The sequence below is a fragment of the Floridaenema fluviatile BLCC-F154 genome, from assembly GCF_041929135.1.
GTDB lineage: Bacteria > Cyanobacteriota > Cyanobacteriia > Cyanobacteriales > Aerosakkonemataceae > Floridanema > Floridanema fluviatile.
The window spans coordinates 1-17,065 of sequence record NZ_JBHFNS010000052.1 but is presented as its reverse complement, the minus strand read 5'-3'; the positions used below and the strand labels follow the sequence as shown (position 1 = coordinate 17,065).

The 17,065-nt window shown below is 40.7% G+C and carries 15 protein-coding genes; 7 read left to right on the top strand and 8 right to left on the bottom strand.

Features of this window, described 5'->3' with window-relative positions; all coding sequences use genetic code 11:
- Positions 1-69: 69 nt before the first annotated feature.
- The 3 genes from ACE1B6_RS12455 to ACE1B6_RS12445 all read right to left on the bottom strand — a co-directional run bounded on the left by ACE1B6_RS12455 (position 70) and on the right by ACE1B6_RS12445 (position 4,181).
- The gene (locus tag ACE1B6_RS12455) at positions 70-1,863 is read right to left on the bottom strand and encodes a hypothetical protein (RefSeq protein WP_413257554.1); all 1,794 of its coding nucleotides are present in this window, start codon (positions 1,861-1,863) and stop codon (positions 70-72) included.
- A gap of 41 nt (positions 1,864-1,904) precedes the next feature.
- Complete coding sequence (locus ACE1B6_RS12450) at positions 1,905-2,855, bottom strand: ABC transporter ATP-binding protein (protein WP_413257553.1); 951 nt, start codon at positions 2,853-2,855, stop codon at positions 1,905-1,907.
- Positions 2,856-2,954: 99 nt separating this feature from the next.
- Positions 2,955-4,181 (bottom strand): RNA-guided endonuclease InsQ/TnpB family protein, encoded by a 1,227-nt coding sequence (locus tag ACE1B6_RS12445; protein WP_413257552.1) that lies wholly within the window; start codon positions 4,179-4,181, stop codon positions 2,955-2,957.
- 107 nt (positions 4,182-4,288) lie between these two features.
- Between ACE1B6_RS12445 and ACE1B6_RS12440 the strand changes: the two genes are divergently transcribed.
- Positions 4,289-4,435 carry a hypothetical protein gene (locus ACE1B6_RS12440; protein WP_413257551.1) on the top strand — a complete coding sequence of 49 codons (147 nt, stop codon included), beginning with the start codon at positions 4,289-4,291 and terminating at the stop codon, positions 4,433-4,435.
- A 306-nt stretch (positions 4,436-4,741) separates the two neighbouring features.
- The gene (locus ACE1B6_RS12435) at positions 4,742-5,536 is read left to right on the top strand and encodes an LmeA family phospholipid-binding protein (protein ID WP_413257550.1); all 795 of its coding nucleotides are present in this window, start codon (positions 4,742-4,744) and stop codon (positions 5,534-5,536) included.
- A 91-nt stretch (positions 5,537-5,627) separates the two neighbouring features.
- Here the strand turns inward: ACE1B6_RS12435 and ACE1B6_RS12430 are convergent, their stop codons facing one another.
- Positions 5,628-5,852 carry a DUF6887 family protein gene (locus ACE1B6_RS12430; RefSeq protein ID WP_413257549.1) on the bottom strand — a complete coding sequence of 75 codons (225 nt, stop codon included), beginning with the start codon at positions 5,850-5,852 and terminating at the stop codon, positions 5,628-5,630.
- A 26-nt stretch (positions 5,853-5,878) separates the two neighbouring features.
- Here ACE1B6_RS12430 and ACE1B6_RS12425 point away from each other — a divergent pair, with 26 nt between their 5' ends.
- On the top strand, positions 5,879-6,109 hold the full coding sequence (locus ACE1B6_RS12425) for a type II toxin-antitoxin system HicB family antitoxin (protein ID WP_413257548.1): 231 nt from the start codon (positions 5,879-5,881) through the stop codon (positions 6,107-6,109).
- A gap of 820 nt (positions 6,110-6,929) precedes the next feature.
- Here the strand turns inward: ACE1B6_RS12425 and ACE1B6_RS12420 are convergent.
- Complete coding sequence (locus ACE1B6_RS12420; protein WP_413257547.1) at positions 6,930-7,307, bottom strand: DUF3011 domain-containing protein; 378 nt, start codon at positions 7,305-7,307, stop codon at positions 6,930-6,932.
- Positions 7,308-7,403: 96 nt separating this feature from the next.
- Here ACE1B6_RS12420 and chrA point away from each other — a divergent pair, with 96 nt between their 5' ends.
- Positions 7,404-8,576 carry a chromate efflux transporter gene (gene chrA / locus ACE1B6_RS12415; protein ID WP_413257546.1) on the top strand — a complete coding sequence of 391 codons (1,173 nt, stop codon included), beginning with the start codon at positions 7,404-7,406 and terminating at the stop codon, positions 8,574-8,576.
- 103 nt (positions 8,577-8,679) lie between these two features.
- On the opposite strand, the gene ACE1B6_RS12410 is transcribed toward chrA, so the two are convergent.
- From ACE1B6_RS12410 to lepA, 3 genes are all read right to left on the bottom strand, one after another.
- Positions 8,680-10,071, bottom strand: coding sequence for a UDP-glucose dehydrogenase family protein (locus tag ACE1B6_RS12410; protein WP_413257582.1), 1,392 nt, complete (start codon positions 10,069-10,071; stop codon positions 8,680-8,682).
- 183 nt (positions 10,072-10,254) lie between these two features.
- Positions 10,255-11,208 carry a UDP-glucuronic acid decarboxylase family protein gene (locus tag ACE1B6_RS12405; RefSeq protein WP_413257545.1) on the bottom strand — a complete coding sequence of 318 codons (954 nt, stop codon included), beginning with the start codon at positions 11,206-11,208 and terminating at the stop codon, positions 10,255-10,257.
- A 362-nt stretch (positions 11,209-11,570) separates the two neighbouring features.
- Positions 11,571-13,382 (bottom strand): translation elongation factor 4, encoded by a 1,812-nt coding sequence (gene lepA / locus ACE1B6_RS12400; protein ID WP_413257544.1) that lies wholly within the window; start codon positions 13,380-13,382, stop codon positions 11,571-11,573.
- A gap of 421 nt (positions 13,383-13,803) precedes the next feature.
- Between lepA and ACE1B6_RS12395 the strand changes: the two genes are divergently transcribed.
- From ACE1B6_RS12395 to ACE1B6_RS12385, 3 genes are all read left to right on the top strand, one after another.
- Positions 13,804-14,034 (top strand): hypothetical protein, encoded by a 231-nt coding sequence (locus ACE1B6_RS12395; protein WP_413257543.1) that lies wholly within the window; start codon positions 13,804-13,806, stop codon positions 14,032-14,034.
- Between the two features lie 204 nt (positions 14,035-14,238).
- Positions 14,239-15,966, top strand: a complete 1,728-nt coding sequence (locus ACE1B6_RS12390; RefSeq protein WP_413257542.1) for a GAF domain-containing sensor histidine kinase — start codon at positions 14,239-14,241, stop codon at positions 15,964-15,966.
- Positions 15,967-16,190: 224 nt separating this feature from the next.
- Positions 16,191-16,841, top strand: a complete 651-nt coding sequence (locus ACE1B6_RS12385; RefSeq protein ID WP_413257541.1) for a DUF3386 domain-containing protein — start codon at positions 16,191-16,193, stop codon at positions 16,839-16,841.
- Positions 16,842-17,065 lie beyond the last annotated feature (224 nt).

Genomic DNA, 17,065 nt, shown 5'->3' with positions numbered 1-17,065 from the left:
TCAAATTTATAACTGGTAATTTGCGAGTAGCTATTGGCAGAAATTTTTCCACCAATAATCATTGTTTTTTCACAGGTTTCTTGCAGGTAAAGCTTTTCGTTCTTGCAATAAAGCTTTAGTAGCAGATTCTCCAGCAAGTTGCAGTTTTCTGGTTAACTGTACAGTTAATAATCCAATTACAGTCCACTGTGCTAAAGCTGATACAAAGATTTGTACTACTGGGGTTTCTTCCCAATAAGTTGCTAGGGGTGCTAACACAGAAAAGTACCAAAGAAAACCTAAACTTTTATCAGGATTAACTTGGAATACTGCTAACCCAATTAGGGGCAGAAAAATGCTGGCGCTTAATGCACCAATTGCCCAAATAATATTGTTTTTGATGCGAACAAACAACAATATTTGAGTTAGGACAGCATAAAGCATGACTAAAGTAAATGCGAAAGCTAGACTGACTAGGGTAGCAGCTTTATACTTAAACTCTGCTGCGGAACTTAAACTCCATAAACTGATAGCAGTAATTGCTATTCCCAAATTAATTGCTATTGCGACTAATGCAGGGCTTTTTTCACCGAATATCAAATCTTTAATCAGTGATTTACCCTGGTTTTGATGTCGGTAACGTGCCCAATCATGTAACACTTGACGATGGGGTGAAAGAATGGCAATTAACACTAAAAACAGCAGGAAGTTTAAGGCACATAAAAACATGAAGTGTTGAAACAGCCAGTCTTTTGCTGAAAGATAATTAGAAGTATATCCAGGTACGGTAAATCCGATTAAGGAAATCTGGAAACAAGCTGTTAATAAATAGCTTTGACCCTTGCTGAGAATAGTTTTATTGGGGTTACGAAAAGAGCGATTTAAAGCTTGCCAAATCCAACAATTCCACAGGGCAAAATTTAGCAAAGAAAACAGACGTAAAAATGCCCTAGTTTTTCTAAAAAACCCAATTTCACCAATTGGTAAGTTGTACCATTGTAGATTAAGACTAAGTGATTTGCTCAAATACTGGTAGTTATACCGATAAAAAGAACTATGCAATACATCAGGAATTAAATCAAATGGCGTGAGCAATCTTAGCCAAGAAAGGGGAGTATTTAGGGGAGAATAGGTAAGTAAGTAATTCAACCAAAGAAAACCTAAAACTACTCCAGTACCTAACCAAGGTTGAAAACCTCCTAACCAATTACTCACTAAAGAATAGAGTAATGCTGCACTATAAAATAGAATGCAGCAAGCAATAACAACACAGTAAAAACACCCTATCTGACCTAATGGATAAAGACCGAAGTTGAAGTCTTGATCTGAGTAATCCTCAAAATTTCCAATTCCTGATATCCCTGTCCACAAGTGCAAAGGTATTGCTAGCACAATGGCGAGATAAAGTAAAATGGGAACGCCGAAAATTTTGCCTATTAAAATGCTTAGATTGGATTGAGGACTGAGGCGAATAAAATTTAAGGTTCCGCGCCGTTCTTCCTGAGATAAATCGTTGATTAGTAAATAAGTTCCTATTACTAACAAGGAAAAGATGGCAACAAAACTTAAACAAACAAATACATCTCGATTCCAAAGTTCCCAGTTGATGATGAAGTTACCAAAACTATCTCGAATACAGACAACATTTGAGGAATATTCATAAGTACGTTTTCCTGTACAATAAGTGTTGTAAATAGGAGATCGAAATTTTCCTGAAATAGGTTCAGAGGGAAGTTGAGTTAAGAAATACTGAACAAGCAAAAATTGGGTGAGTAGGGAAATAGCTACGCTGATTACTATGTTTCGAGGTTTGAGGCGACCTTTAATTTCGCGCCACATTTGGGGATTTAAATTGCCGATTTCGTCGATCGCATTCCCGATCATTTTTCCTCCTCCATTTATTTTATGCTTAGGATTGGTGACTATTAAGATGCTTGTTTGTGACCCATTTTTAAGAAGATGGTTTCTAAATCTTCTTGAGTACAATGGAATTCATTTAAGGGAATGCCAGCTTTCACTAGCGATCGCAACAGCTTAGCACAATCTTTTGCAGTCCCGCTAAAATCAACCCTGACTTGATTTGTTCCTAACAAAACTTCATATCCTTCAACTAAGGGAGAGTTTTTCAACTCTGATAACAGCGGATCTAAATTTCCCAAAGTAGACATGATGATTTGCTGGCGACTAAGGCGGCGATAAAGTTCTGCTAAACTCGCACTTTCCACTAAATATCCCAATTCCATAATTCCTACCGAAGTGCAAAGTTCTGCCAAATCAGTTAAAACATGGGAAGAAATTAAAATTGTCATTCCCGCTTCTTGCAAAGTTTTGATAATTTCTCGAAACTGCATTCTAGCGATCGGATCTAACCCCGAAACAGGTTCATCTAACAAGAGTAAAATTGGTTCGTGAATAATTGTTCTTGCCAAACTAAGCCGCTGTTTCATCCCTCGCGACAAAGTGTTAATTGGACTATTGCGCTTATTGGTCAGCTGCACCAATTCCAAAACTTCATATAACCTTTGTCTGCGCCGCGGTTCCCGCAATCGATAAAGTCGGGCAAAATAATCTAAATAATCCCAAACTGTCAAATCATCATAAAGCGGAAAATCATCAGGAAGATAACCAAGTCGCTGCTTTAAAGTTGGGTTACTTTGATCGCGTAACAACCTCTCGCCATTAATGTAAATTTCCCCAATACTCGGTTCTTCCGCCGCCGCCAACATTCGGATCAACGTCGTTTTCCCCGCCCCATTTGGCCCAATTAAACCATAAACTTCTCCTACTGCTACTTCTAAATCAACATCATTGACAGCAATATAGCGATCGAATTGCTTAGTCAGTCCGCGAGTACAAATTGCCAGTTCTTTTGACATGATTGTTTGGGACAAAAACTTTTCTCTACCTTATCTCAGCTGAGGATGCCCACCTGAATTGACATCCTCCCTGGCGTAAACGCACAGGGATTCCAAGAATCACTTCTTGGGCTTCCTCTTTCTGTGACTCGGCTTACTTAAAGGAGTTTCCTCACCTAAGCAGAGGTCGATATCTCCAGAGGCGTTCCCTTCGACTAAGCTCAGGGCTAGCGTTCCCGTATGCCCTACGGTACGAAGTGCTTTTTCTAGTATGTTGATTGCGGCGTTCCAATCGCGGTCTAAGATGAACCCACAATCAGGACATCTATGAGTTCTTTGCGAAAGAGACTTCTTCACAGGCTTTCCACAGTGGGAGCAATCAGCACTAGTGTAGTGAGGTGGCACGGCAACCGTCACCACTCCAAATACCTTGCCAAAATATTCCAACCATTGACGAAAATTTGTCCATGCCGCATCAGAGATAGATTTTGCCAATCTCCGATTCTTTACCATGTTTCGCACCTGCAAGTCCTCGTAGGCAACCAAGTCGTGAGACTGGATGACGCATCTTGCCAACTTCACGGCAAAATCTTGACGCTGCCTGCTTACCTTCAGGTGCTTTCTACTCCAACAATTTCTCGCTTTGGCTCTATTTTTCGAGCCTTTGGCAGTACGAGAGAGTTTTTTACTCAGTCGTCTGAGAGCCTTTTCGGACTCTCTCAAATGACGGGGATTTTCCACCGTCCGCCCATCCGAATCGGTATAGAAATTAGTCAGTCCAACATCCAACCCAATGTTTTTACCTGTTGGTTCTCGTCTCTCTACCCGTTCCACATCCAGGCAAAACTGAGCGTAGTACCCGTCAGCACGACGGACAACTCTAACTCGCTTAATCTGCTTCAATTGATAGAAGTGCAAGTCGCGAGTTCCCCACAATTTAAAACATCCTGCTTCAAACCCATCGGTGAAGGTGATATATCGCCTATCTTCCGAAAGTTTCCAGCCTGTGTTTTTGTATTCCACAGAACCATGAGTTTGATGCTTTTTGAATTTGGGAAAACCTTTTTTTCCTGGCTGACTTTTTTTACAGTTGTCATAGAACCGAGCAATGGAACTCCATGCACGTTCCGCCGATGCCTGTCGAGCTTGAGAATTAAGTTTTCTCGCCCAAGGGTATTCTTTGGCAAGTACCGCGCAATAAGCACTCAACTCGTATTTGCCAATTCTCTTATTGTCTATCCAGTATTTGATGCAACTGTTGCGAACAAACCTTGCTGTACGAATGGCTTCATCCAGCTTTTCATACTGCTGTTTTGTTCCCTGAAGTTTGGCTTCAAATACCAACATATTTACGCTGATTGATTTGGCATAAGTATATCATGATTAACGAAAGCCGTCCTACAAGGACGGGGCTTTAAACCCATTTTTTTTGGTAAGATTTTTGTCAACCAAGGTTGACAAAAATTTCCCCAATCCTCACCTCAACAGGTAAAGCATCAGACTTGCTCTACAGTTTGCGATCGACCTATTCCAGAAGAGGTAGAAGTGCTTTTGGGGAAGTTGATGTAGGGGCGGGTTTAGTAGACAACCTTTTTCGCTGACAAATAATCTTTAGGCAAAACCCGCCCTCACAGAGAGTCGGGGCGAGTTTGATAGACAACCTTTTTCGCTGACAAATAATCTTTAGGCAAAACCCGCCCTCACAGAGAGTCGGGGCGGGTTTTGTCGTTAATTCTTCTGCTGTGAACACAGACTCGTCTGCTAAACCCGCCCCTACAACTCAAAACTTTCCCCAGTCCCAAATCCCTTACTTATGAATGAAATTTAAACTTGGTATCGCCAAATCATTGCTCTGTTCTTCATATTTTGTTACAAAGGATGAAGATCCTCTGTAGACACAAATCTTTATGTTAGGTGGTCTGACTGGTTTTAATAATAATCCTGGCACTGACTGGGGCGAAAAAATGCTCAACACGGTTGCCAGCCAATCCATCCGCCACTTGTTCAGTAAGAGCGAGTCTGTGGAGGTATTTGTCCGCTGCTCTCCTTCCAACAAACTGTTACAAGGTAGCATCGACAGTTTTAAAATGAATGGTCGGGGCTTGGTGATTCGGAGACAATTTCCGGTTGAGGAGATGTCTTTTGAGACGGATGCTGTCTCCATTGACTTCAGTTCGATTTTGAGTGGTAAGATTTCTCTGAAACAGCCAACACAGGCGATCGCTCAAGTTACCCTTTCCGAAACTGGCATCAACGAAGCTTTCCAAGCCGAACTAGTTACCAAACGTCTGCAAAATCTCTCCTCTGACTCTTTAAGCGAACTTTCGGGAGGACAGCCTGTTTCCTTCAACGAAGTGCATATCGAACTCGAAAACGGCAACCGGATTCGTCTATTTGCCAAAGCTGAACTTCCCAATCATGGCACCGTACCAATTTCCATGCTGATGACTTTAGCCGTAGAACGTCGTCGCCGCATTGCTTTTCAAAACCCTGTATTTCAATCTGAAGCCGTTCCTGAATCTCTCCGAGAAATTTCCCAATCTCTGGCAAATGCTTTGGCTGAAGTGTTAAATAACATGGTCGATCTCGATCGCTTCGATCTCGACGGCGTAACCATGAGAATTAACCGTTTAGAAACTCAAGGAAAAAAATTACTCTTCAGTGGTTATGCTCAAATTGAACACTTTCCTAAAACTGGCTGATTTTTAGTTTTGAGGTAATTGGAAATTTAAAAGGCAAAAGGAGTACAAACTAACTTCTTTTGCCTTTTGAATTTTGACGGTCGATCGTGATTTAGACTGTCGTTTCATCGTTACTATCGGAGGCTTGCATTTGCCGCAAGATTGCTGCTTGAATTTTGGTATCAAAGTCGGGGTCGTCAACTGTTGTAATAATATGAGGTGGGCGATCGCTCAGTCTATCCAAATAAGCTCGAAGTGCCTTTTTGTCCTCTCGATGTCTGAGAAAATATTGTCTTAATTGATCATCGGACATAGCAGCATAGTTAACTTGACTCATCAGAATAAAAACCTGGAAGGTGAAGAATGAGCTATCACTACAGCATGGTAATTCAATGGTCGGAAGAGGATCAACTTTTCTTGGTTCATTTGCCGGAATTTCCCTGGCAGCAGTTTCATATTCATGGTAGAACTTATGAAGAAGCGGCTAAAAATGGTCAGGAAGTAATCGAGACTTTTGTGGAAATGCTTCTGGAAGAAAATCAACCATTACCAGAACCGAGAATGCTTCCTGAAAAACCTTTGTTGGTTGCTTAGTTGAGTGTTGGCGATCGCATTTTGAGCCTTTCATTGATGAGCGATCGCACTTCCGCTGAGTTAAAATCTTTTCACCAACCAATTCGGTTAAAAACTCCACCTAACTTAACATAATATTGTGAAATGTTGATAATTAAGATGCTTTAGCAGGAGAGGGATAAGAAAAAACATCAACAGCAATAGATTTAATTGGTTTTGTTTCTCCATGCAACATAACTCGAATTTTCTCTGTTGTTTCTCGGCTAAAAACTTCTTCCCCACAACTTTGTTATCTCTGATTCTATTCGGGAAACTTGAATATGTAATGCTCTTTTGGCTTCACTTATTAACGAGTAGGGTGCGTCAGACGGTAAAGCCTATGTAGAAAGGAAAATATCTAAATCTGACGCACCCTACAATATGACTTTTAAATGCGTAACAGCTTATTGCTACACAGACAGAGAATTTTGCTAAGTTTGGCTTAACTGATTGTGGAATAATCAATGTGGCTAGAGAGCAATATTTAGTGTTAACAGACGATCTGAAATTAGCCAATTACCTACAAAAACATGGATGAAGGGCGGGTTTTGATTTCAATGTTGTTTGTGGGAATTTAAAGATTTTGGCTAAACCCGCCCCTACGGATTTTGATCGATCGTTGGCATCTCAGTGTTCATTGTATCGTAGTTATCAGGTAAAATATTTAACAAAAATAACGGCAAAAATTCCTACCTGTAATCTTTAGAAAAACTTAAGATTTTCAGTAAGAATTAATGCCGATCGCAAATCCAATCAACCAAACATCAGTCTAAAATTACACAGTAAAACTGAGCCTACCTCCTTAATTTTCCTCTTCATAATATTCGCGATCGCCTTCTTCTGAATAATCACCAGGAGGATAAGAACCTTCGCTGGGGTAAGGTTCGCCTCTTTCTGGTGCAAAACCAAAATTACCAGCCGCCCGAAATCTAGCCCGACAGCCATTTTCTACCCAAACAAAACCATCTTCAAAACCCCAATTACCCTCACAAACTGCATTGGAATACTCTTTATCTAAAACCACACCTCCGCGAGTATCCAAGGAACAAGTTGCAGGTTGATAATTAACGCTGTGGCAAACAGTGGTAGTTTGAGCATTAGCGGGTTTAACTGCTAGGGTAACAGCGATCGCGATCGTCGCCGCTGTACCTACAGCAGCTTGAGAAAAAAAGTTAATCATTAAGTAACACTCCTTGATGAAAATCTGCCCAAATAACAGACTTATGCGTGTTATTTCAAGATTTCCCTATGCAACGAGTAATTTCAGGAAAAAGTTATGAATAACCTGACAATCGATCGACAAACGGAAATAGCAAAGTTATTTTTCAAACTAGGTATCATCGGATTCGGTGGCCCAGCAGTTCACATTTCGATCATGGAAGATGAAGTTGTCAAAAGGCGACAATGGTTAACTAGAGAACAGTTTTTAGACATATTAGGTGCAACCAATTTAATCCCTGGCCCTAATTCTACAGAAATGGCAATTCACATCGGTTATATTCGCGGTGGTTGGCTAGGTTTAATAATTGCAGGTGTATGTTTTATTGTTCCAGCAGTTACAATCACCGCTATTTTTGCCTGGATTTATGTCAAATTTGGTCAATTACCCCAAGTTACTCCTTTTTTAAGTGGCATAAAACCTGTGGTTTTAGCGATTATCTTAAATGCCATTTGGCGCTTGGGAAAATCGGCTTTTAAAAGTCGCAAAATGTGGTTAATTGCTATACCTGTAGCCGGAGCAACTTGGCTGGGTTTAAATGAAGCGATCGCTCTGCTTTTAGGCGGATTTTTGGGAATGTTTTGGTTACAAATATCCGATAAATTCAACCAACCAAATAATAACTTAAATAGTTTACTAATTACTCTTCCTTTTTCCACCCTATTAGCAAAAGTTACACCATTTCCGAAACCTGAAAATATTCCTTTGTGGCAATTAGGCTTATTTTTCCTAAAAGTTGGCAGTGTCTTATTTGGAGGAGGATATTTGTTAATAGCTTTTTTGGAAGGAGAATTAGTTGGACAATATCATTGGTTAACTAAGCAGCAATTGCTGGATGCGATCGCAGTTGGTCAATTTACCCCTGGTCCGATCCTTTCTACTGCCACTTTTATTGGCTATGTGATATCTGGAATTCCTGGCGCAATTGTGGCTACTATCGGTATTTTCTTACCTTCTTTTTTGTTTGTTTTGATTTTAAACCCCCTGATTCCTTTGCTGCGAAATTCTCAATGGACTGCTGCTTTTTTAGATGCAGTAAATGTTAGTGCAGTGGCGTTAATGGCAGTTGTAATTCTTAGATTAGCGACGGTTACTTTAGTCGATCCGATCGCCATATTACTAGCTATCATTGCGGCAATTTTAACTATTGGATATCACGTAAATCCTGCTTGGTTGGTTTTGGGTGGTGGATTTATTGGGTGGTTGTTATCGGTGTTAATTAAACTTTAAGGGTACGACTGAAGTCGCTACTACCAACTTTGATAAAAAAACGAACTGTAAAATACACTTACAGTTCGGAATTTGTAATGATTTTTGATTGAGGAACAAAATCTTATCTGCCGACACCTACGTAATGGAAACCAGCAGCTTCTAGTGCTTTGCGATCGAGGAAATTCCGACCATCAATAATTACTGGAGAGTTCATTTGTTTCGCCATTTTAGCGTAATCTAAACTCAAAAACTGTTGCCAATCAGTAATTAAAACCAAAGCATCGCAACCATCAGCTAAGCGATCGGGATCGGTTTCCACAATTACACCAGTTAAACCATGACGCAAACCAGTTTGGGAAACTAAAGGATCGTAAGCTTTAACTTTTGTACCTAAACGATTCAATTGTTCGATAATATTTAATGCAGGTGCATCGCGCATATCATCAGTATCAGGTTTGAAAGTTAAACCTAATAAACCAACAGTTTTACCTTTGAGGATTTTCAATTCATGCTGTAATTTTTCTACAGCAATTAAACGTTGACGTTGGTTAACACTCACAGCAGCTTTTAACAAATGAGCTTCATAACCATAGTCATCAGCAGTATGAACTAAAGCCGAAACATCTTTCGGGAAGCAAGAACCACCCCAACCAATTCCCGCTTGTAAAAACTTGCCACCAATACGAGAATCTAAACCAATACCTCTAGCAACTTGGGTAACATCAGCACCAACCCGATCGCAAATATTCGCGACTTCGTTAATAAAGCTAATCTTAGTTGCTAAGAAAGCATTCGCCGCATACTTAATCATTTCTGCTGAGTTAATATCCGTTTTCACCACTGGTACTGGTGGTAAAGATGTATCTTCAGCATACTTCCGCGCCGTGATCGGAGCATACAATTCTTCCATCATCGACAGCGCCTTTTCGCTATTGCTTCCCAAGACAATGCGATCGGGATTGAAAGTATCATAAACCGCCGAACCTTCCCGGAGAAATTCTGGGTTACTTACCACATCAAAATCTGCGGCAATTTTTTCTACTTCCTCATCGCTGATAACGCCACCAGCACCTACAAGCACTTTTTGCCGTTCTTTAATTCCATCCATGACAATCATCCGCACCCAGTCACCGGAACCAATGGGTACGGTAGATTTATTGACAATAACCTTGTAGCCATCATTCAAATTAGCGCCAATTCCTCTAGCTACCGCTTCTACATAACGAGTATCGCTTTCACCAGTTGGTAAAGGCGGAGTACCGACAGCAATAAATAAAATTTCTCCATGATTAACACCCGCAGCTAAATCCGAAGAAAATTCTAATCTTCCTTCCTTAGCCGCAGATTGCATTAATTCTGACAGTCCCGGTTCAAAAATTGGTGACTGTCCAGATTTCATTAACTTAACTTTTTCTTCATTGTTATCGATGCAGATAACATGATGTCCGATATGTGCCAAACAAACGCCTGTCACTAAACCGACATATCCAGTACCAATTACACAAACACGCATATTACGTTGAATCCTCAAAAGAAATTTTACAGAGTAAATAATCAGCCTTCAGTCAAATTATTCAGCCAACCTTAAAACTTTGGCATAGGAATTAAGCTGTTTCGGTATCAGGTGGGAATTGTCAACTTCAGGACTTATTTCATAGTACCCAGACCACCCAATCCGATCGCTATCATCGCTAAATCATTTGCTAACGGCTGAGGATGGAGAATTGTAGATGCGATCGCGAAAATCTTCTATAGTTAACTTCAAACCCTGTTCTAAAGCTATGGTTGGTTCCCATCCCAACCAATTTTTCGCTTTAGTAATGTCCGGTTGTCTTTGTCTGGGATCGTCCTGCGGTAGAGGTTCATACTTAATATCTGCATCTGGGTTAACCATCTGCTGAATTTTTTGTGCTAGTTCTAAAATAGTATATTCATCTGGATTTCCCAAGTTTATTGGGCCAGTACGATCTCCATTCATTAACCGCATCAATCCTTCTACTAAGTCTGAAACATAACAGAAACTTCTAGTTTGTGAACCAGTTCCGTAAACTGTTAAAGGAATTCCCCGCAAAGCCTGAACGATAAAATTACTCACCACTCTTCCATCATTTTCCAGCATTCGAGGACCGTAAGTATTGAAAATCCTTGCTACCCGAATTTCCACATTATTTTCCCGATGATAGTCAAAAGCCAGAGTTTCAGCAATTCGCTTACCTTCGTCATAACACGAACGAATGCCGATCGTATTCACATTTCCCCGATATTCTTCCGTTTGGGGATGCACGTCGGGATCGCCGTATACTTCCGAAGTCGAAGCTAACAAAAACCTCGCTTTTACCCGTTTAGCTAATCCCAACATATTAATTGTTCCCATCACATTTGTTTTTACTGTCTTGATGGGATTAAATTGATAGTGTACAGGCGAAGCTGGACAAGCTAGGTGATAAATTTGATCCACTTCTAACAGAATTGGTTCGGTAACATCATGGCGGATCAATTCAAAATATGGATGATCTAACCACTTCAGCAAATTACGTTTATGTCCGGTATAAAAATTATCTAAGCACAAAACTTCATGTCCTTGTGCCATTAAGCGATCGATAAGATGGGAACCAATAAATCCGGCTCCACCTGTTACTAAAATTCTCATAGTTTCTCTGTAAGCTGTAGGTTATTTTCAGCAGCTAAGACCGCCGTTATAACTATAACTCCAGAAATATCCCTCAGTCTATAACTATCTTTAACCTTAAAGATACTTATTGAGCTTGATCTTACTTCGGATTTATCGGCTGATAGCATAACTGCTGACTTCTTTTCTGACAAAATCAACTACACAAATAGCAAGATTAGCAAATTATGCCGCAAAAATTCACCTTTATTCATGCAATTCATTAAATCTTTATTCCTCACTGCCACAAACTAACAACTTCTTCACACTTCTTGATAAAGCTTAAATCAAAAAAAACAGATGACTTGAAAATCATCTGTTTTCTTTTAGTGGTTAATTCTCAGTTATTCTTTATCCAAGCGTAACACAGCCATAAAAGCTTCTTGAGGTACATCTACTGTACCAATAGCCTTCATTCGCTTTTTACCCTTAGCTTGTTTTTGCAGTAGTTTTTTCTTCCGAGAAATATCACCACCATAACATTTTGCCAACACATCTTTTCGCAGTGCGGGAATATGTTCGCTGGCAATTACTTTACTACCAATTGCTGCTTGCAAAGGAATTTTAAACTGGTGACGGGGGATCAATTCTTTTAATTTTTCCACCAAAGTTCGCCCGACATAATAAGCTTTTTCTCGGTGAACGATCATTGCTAAAGAATCTACGGGATCGCCATTGATCAAAATATCCAAACGTACCAAAGGATTTTCCCGATAACCAATCAAATGATACTCCATACTGGCATAGCCGCGCGATCGCGATTTCATTTGATCGAAAAAGTCAGTCACCACCTCCGCTAAAGGCAATTCATAACTTAAAGTAGTCCGCCCTAAAGTCAAGTATTTCATATCTTTGAAAACACCGCGTCGGCTTTGACCTAATTCCATCAATGTTCCGACATACTCTTCCGGGGTAATCATATCTACTTGTACATAAGGCTCCTCAATTTGCTCTCGAAATTGCGGGTCTGGTAAAGTGCTAGGATTATCGATTAATAACTCTTCTCCTTTATTAGTTGTCACTCGATAAACTACCGAAGGAGCAGTAATAATCAAATCCAAATTATACTCTCTTTCCAGCCTTTCTTGGACAATTTCCATGTGTAATAAACCCAAGAAACCGCAACGGAAACCAAATCCCATTGCACTAGAAGTTTCCGGTTCATAAGACAAAGCGGCATCATTTAACTTCAGCTTTTCTAAAGCTTCCCGCAAGTCAGGAAATTGATCGGCATCAGTAGGAAACATTCCACAAAATACCATTGGTTTTGCTTGAGTATAACCGGGTAATGGTTCCTTGGCAGCGGCATTTGCTAAAGTAATTGTGTCACCGACACGAGCATCTTCTACAGCTTTAATTGCAGCTGCTAGATAACCTACTTCACCAGCATGGAGATTGTCAACCTGAATTTGATTGGGAGAAAGTACACCTAATTCGTCAATTTCGTATTCTTTGCCACTTGCCATTAAGCGCACACGATCGCCCTTTTTCACCGTTCCATCCATCACCCGAAAATAAACAATTACCCCCCGATAACTGTCATAATAACTATCAAAAATTAACGCTCGTAAGCGTTCTTCTACAGTATCTTGAGGTGCAGGTACTAAATGAACGATCGACTCTAAAATTTCGGGAATTCCAATACCTTCTTTTGCCGAAGCTAAAATCGCATCACTACAATCTAAACCAATTACCTCTTCAATTTCTTTTTTTACTCGCTCCGGTTCCGCACCTGGTAAGTCAATTTTATTCAAAACCGGAATAATTTCCAAGTTACTTTCGATCGCTAAATAAACATTAGCCAAGGTTTGTGCTTCCACACCTTGAGAAGCATCTACCACCAGCAGAGCTCCCTCACAAGCCGCGAGACTCCGCGACACCTCATAAGAAAAATCCACATGACCGGGAGTATCAATTAAATTAAGAACGTAATCCTGCCCGTCTTTTGCTTTATAATTCATCCGGGCAGCTTGTAGCTTAATCGTAATCCCCCGTTCTCTTTCCAGTTCCATATTATCGAGGAACTGCTCCTTCATATCTCGTGCAGCTACCGTTCCAGTAGCCTGTAACAGACGATCGGCCAAGGTTGACTTACCGTGGTCAATGTGGGCAATAATACAAAAATTCCGAATTCGAGAAACGGGTACGTCAGTCATAAACTTTGCTCAAAGATGGGGCGGAGAACTTCAATCTAAAAATCGATATCTTGCTTAAGATATTTTAATATTTAATTAGCTCAGCGTCACAGAAATAACTAACCAGTTGAAAATAAGTGAAAAAGCCCGGTCGCTGCCTTCTTTCTTCCGAGTCTTTTTGTAGTAGTAAATTGCGGTTTGTTAACATTTACCAACAAAAGAGAAATATTTACTTTCCTAGTTAGCAACAAGCTATAATAGGATTTCAGAATTGAGGATAACTCAAATACAGATCTTCATAAGCAGCTAAGATTGTTAGAAAATATTAATTAGTTACTGCATGAATAGTTTGAACCGATCGCTTTGATTTAAAGGCGAGTCAGTCTAAACTGATGATAGCCTGTTTAGGGCTTGTAGTATAGTTCAGTATATACAGTTGCCAATGAAAGAACCAGTTCTTGATACCCGGCGTTCCGATGAAAAGGTAGAAATATCGATTCATCTAGATTCAGACTTGTTGAGTCAGTTGACCCATTTAACCAACGATCCCAGCAAAGTGATTGAAGCAGCGATTCGACAATGGTTAAAAGGAGGAGTTAACCAAAGAGATGATGAATTAACTCGCACGATTAATCGCACACCAGTACCTCCGCGTGGGGAATGGAATGATTAATACCTTATAGTACTCTAGTAGTACTCCAGAGAAAAATTTGGCTTTCTGGAGCGAAAGATATAAACTCGAATTAGTGAGGGAGAAATTACCAAAACTGATTCGCTACAGCGATAGGCGCTAGGCGCACGCTGGCAAACGATCGACTAGGGTGCTATTGGCGACATCTCCTGATTTTAAATTGACAAATTATTGTGACTGACTCCAATGAGCGTGCCTATCAAACTACAGAATTGGCAAGAAGTTTCTTACCGTAAATCAGATTCTGCTGTGACAAACGATGCGAGCAGTTTACAGGGATTGGGATCAGAGTTAGTATACGTTCAAGAGGTGACAGGTCAATACCTTTCATTTTACTGGCAAGAAGCCGAACGATATCAAATTAACTCAGAAGCGATCGTCAATAGCTGCCTAAATGAAACATTTGGCCCCGTAGCAGCTAACCCTTACTTAGAACAAATTCAACAAATATTAGACAATCAGCTACCAGAAAGGTTCTGCTGTGAATTCCAGTACCAAGAACATAAATTTAAGTTTGATTTAATAGTTAGTCCCATATTAGTAGCAGATGAATCTGCTACTAAAGTATTAGTTATGGGCAGGCAAGTGCAAGCCGAAATAGCCTGTAGCGGACAAGCAAAACTGAATACAGCCAAAGCATCAATATTACATTGGGGACAACACTATAAAAAACTAATTAGAAAAATCTCTCGTCATATTCGCCGCACCCTAGATTTAGATACGATTTGGCAAAGAACCGTAGATGACTTAGGCAAAGGACTAAACGTAAGTCGCTGTGTAATTTGCGCTTACAAAAGCGAGAGTATGGAAGCCTCAGTAAAGGCAGAATATCGCTCAGAATCAGTGAGTTCGTTGTTGGGGCAAAAAATCAAAATTGCGGAATCAGCTTATTTTACTCAGACAATAGAAACTCTAGAACCAAATATAGAACAAGAGTCAAATAATTCAGAAGAACCAGAATCTAAGCTAGCAGTTGCTACTTTTTATCAAGATAAACCAAATGGTTTGATCGTTCTTTACGACCATCAAGAAAACCGTCAGTGGAGTAATGATGAAATCGAATTAATGCGGGAGTTGGCAGATTTGGTAGGAAGTGCGATCGCTCATGCAACCTTATACCACGAACTAGAACAAGCCCGTCAACAAGCTGAAGAAGCCTCCCGCTTAAAAAGCGAATTTTTAGCCAACACCTCCCACGAACTGCGGACACCTCTAAACGGAATGCTAGGCTTCCTGAAACTAGTTTTAGAAGGTATGGCTGACGATCCAAAAGAACAAATGGAATTTATCCAAGAAGCCTACCGTTCCGCCTTGCATCTCCTCGACGTAATTAACGACATTTTAGATATTGCCAAAATTGAAGCTGGCAAAATGGAATTAGAATTAGGGCCAGTAGTTTTGGAAGAGTTATTAAGTAATGTCGAAGACTTTACCAAAACTCAGGCACAACAGAAAAACCTTAGTTTCCGCATCCAAAAACCCGCCACCAGAGACAAAATTATCCTTAATGGTAATTACCAAAGACTATTACAAGTATTGTTGAATTTAGTAGGAAATGCCATTAAATTCACTCACGAAGGCGGAGTGATGATTAGCGCGGAAGTACAGCGGAAAAAGTCTACGAACAACCAAGAAATTCCTGCAATGGCGATCGTCCGCGTCGTCGATACCGGAATTGGCGTATCCTTAGAAAAACAAGGTAGACTCTTCCAATCCTTCAGCCAAGTCAACGGCGGACATAATCGACAATACGGCGGAACAGGACTAGGACTTTACATCTCCCAAAAACTGATCGAAGCCATGAAAGGCGAAGTCGAATTCTACAGCATGGGTGAAGGACTTGGCTCAACCGTAACCTTCACAGTGCCATTGTATCAAGACCCAGTGCTGACAGTAGGGAGTGTGGGGGACTAGGGACTGGGGACTAGGGACTGGGGACTGGGGACTGGGGGCTGGGGGGACTAGGGACTGGGGACTGGGGACTGGGGACTTGGGGACTTGGTAAGTCAATTAACTTAAAACTTTCCTCCAACTCAAAACTGAAAACTCAAAACTGAAAACTCAAAACTTTACCCACCTCTCCAGTCTCCAAAACCCTTTAAACTAAGAAACAGTACAGATCTTCCAAGGAGAGTTCCGTGGCTGAGCAAAAGAGTGCGAAGGATTTATTTCGTAGTGCTTACGAAAACCGTTACACTTGGGACACTGCATTTCCCGGCTTCAGTGCTGATATTGAACTTAAGCAGGGAGATGAAGTTTACACAGGGAAAGTGCAGGTTAAACCTGACATGACTGTAGAAGTTAGCGGTGTAGAAGACGAACAAGTAAAAGAAAGCATCTATACTCAGATGCGGGACGTAATTACTCACCGCAAACGGGGTAACTTTGAACAAGCACACGGGAAAAACGAGTTTAGCTTAGGCGAAACTGACACTACAGGCGCAATGGAAATTTTGGTCAAAGGTGACGCGATGGGATCTAATTATAAGATTCGCGGCACAGAAATTTGCCAAGTTAGCCGGGTAATGGGTAGAGTCGCCTTTACCATTGATACTCATGAAAGTGTGAATACTGGCGAAGGTTACATTGCCTCTCGCTATGATGCCATTTTCCGCAATCCTCAGACAAACGAAGTAACTAACGAGTTGCAATTTGAGGATGACTACGAAAAAATTGGCAACTACTACATCATGACTCATCAGGTAGTGCGTTCCCATGAACAAGGAAAACAAACAACTACCGAGTTTAAGTATTCCAACGTTAAGCTATTGGAACCAGCTGTGGTTTAAAGGGATTGGGGATTAGGGACTAGGGACTGGGGAGAGTTTTGAGTTTTGAGTTAGAGGAAAGTTTTAAGTTAATTAACTTCCCCTTGTCCCCAGTACCCAGTACCCAGTACCCAGTACCCAGTACCCAGTACCCAGTACCCAGTACCCAGTACCCAGTACCCAGTACCCAGTACCCAGTACCCAGTACCCAGTACCCAGTACCCAGTACCCAGTACCCAGTACCC